General features: G+C 46.4%; 1 protein-coding gene. It reads right to left on the reverse strand.

From position 1 onward, the window contains the following. Positions 1 to 198 precede the first annotated feature (198 nt). Positions 199 to 612: a hypothetical protein gene (locus IQ273_RS33220; RefSeq protein ID WP_228054380.1), complete on the reverse strand. Its 414-nt coding sequence runs from the start codon at positions 610 to 612 to the stop codon at positions 199 to 201. Between the last annotated feature and the right edge of the window lie 685 nt (positions 613 to 1,297).

Raw genomic sequence — 1,297 nt, forward strand, 5'->3', positions numbered from 1 at the left:
TAGCAGGCACGTTCAGCCCTTGAGCATTCAAGCGCAGCATATGCGCACGGTCACGGGTCCGATAAGGAACTGTCTGAGCTTGCCGCAGTTCACTTAAGGTACGGTCTTCCTCCTCGGTCAAAATGATACGCAATGGGGCGGGCATAAGGGGGCTTTCTAGTTAACCCTCCCATCTTACGTTTAATTCAAACTCCCTACTTATCGCAAAAAGCACTTCAGCAAAATGAATTGAATCTGACCTACATTTAGACTTGCCAGGAGTGTGCCCTGGTTGGCCTTGAGAAAAACGTGGTGAGTATGCAGATCGATTAGCAGATGGGGCGAGGCCAGTGTTCTACAAGATATGCCTAGCCGTCGATCTAGTGCCATCACCTGGGCCATCAGCACGGGCTCACGCAAGGGAATTTCGCTAACCAGGTCAAAGCCCATATTGTAGAGGCCATCTAAGTCAACCTCTTCGTGATGGGTGATTGCGATAGTGACTGGATAGTAGCTAGTCCGATGATTGAGTCCGTATAGCCGCTGCAATTTCAAAAAGAAACTTGACAGCGATGAAATATCCCATGTGGTAATGAATACAAGATCAGGTCGATTTTGGTTTATTGCTGTCAATGCCATCTCGGCGGATGAGGCCTTCACCTCATGACCCGCTTCTCTCAAGCATTGGATCATAGATGTAAGGCGTTCGGGCCGGTTGCATATCAAAAGAGCTCTCACTGTACTACCCCTCCATCGAAATGCTTTCTACTTTCGATAATCTTTCTGTAAATCTTAGGGGATCTTCGGAGGCTTAATATTTTCTTTAAATTTCCGAGTAACTGGAGGTATTTTGAAGTGATCCGCAATATTTGTTTATCTCAGGTGTATTTGCGTAAGGTTTCTTAGTCAAAGTTAATCAAAGAGGGCAGGTTTTCCATACAGGGGAGAAATTCGGCTGATACGGTTTTACTCAACGCCGCAGAAGGCACCGGTTTGTTTTGTTCCTTTCTCTGTGATTCCTGCCATGAGCGTAAGTACTGTTCCTCTCCGATTGACTCCTACTGAACGGGAAGCTGTTTCTCGTTTTTCTTCAAGCATTGTTGACCAAATCAATGACAGTGGTACTGCCCAGGCTATTTCTGTTAGCGAGCGAAACCTCTTCAGTTCACTATCAGACAACAAATTCCTTCGTATTAGACGACACTGAACGTGGCGGGTGACGACAGCTAGATAGGCGGGAGAGGTGTTCTCCCTGCCCCTTGAGTCATCACTGAGACCGGATCCAATTTAAGCTAATAAGAAAAGACACTGAAGGTAT

The sequence above is a fragment of the Nodosilinea sp. LEGE 07298 genome (genome assembly GCF_015207265.1).
GTDB lineage: Bacteria > Cyanobacteriota > Cyanobacteriia > Phormidesmidales > Phormidesmidaceae > Nodosilinea.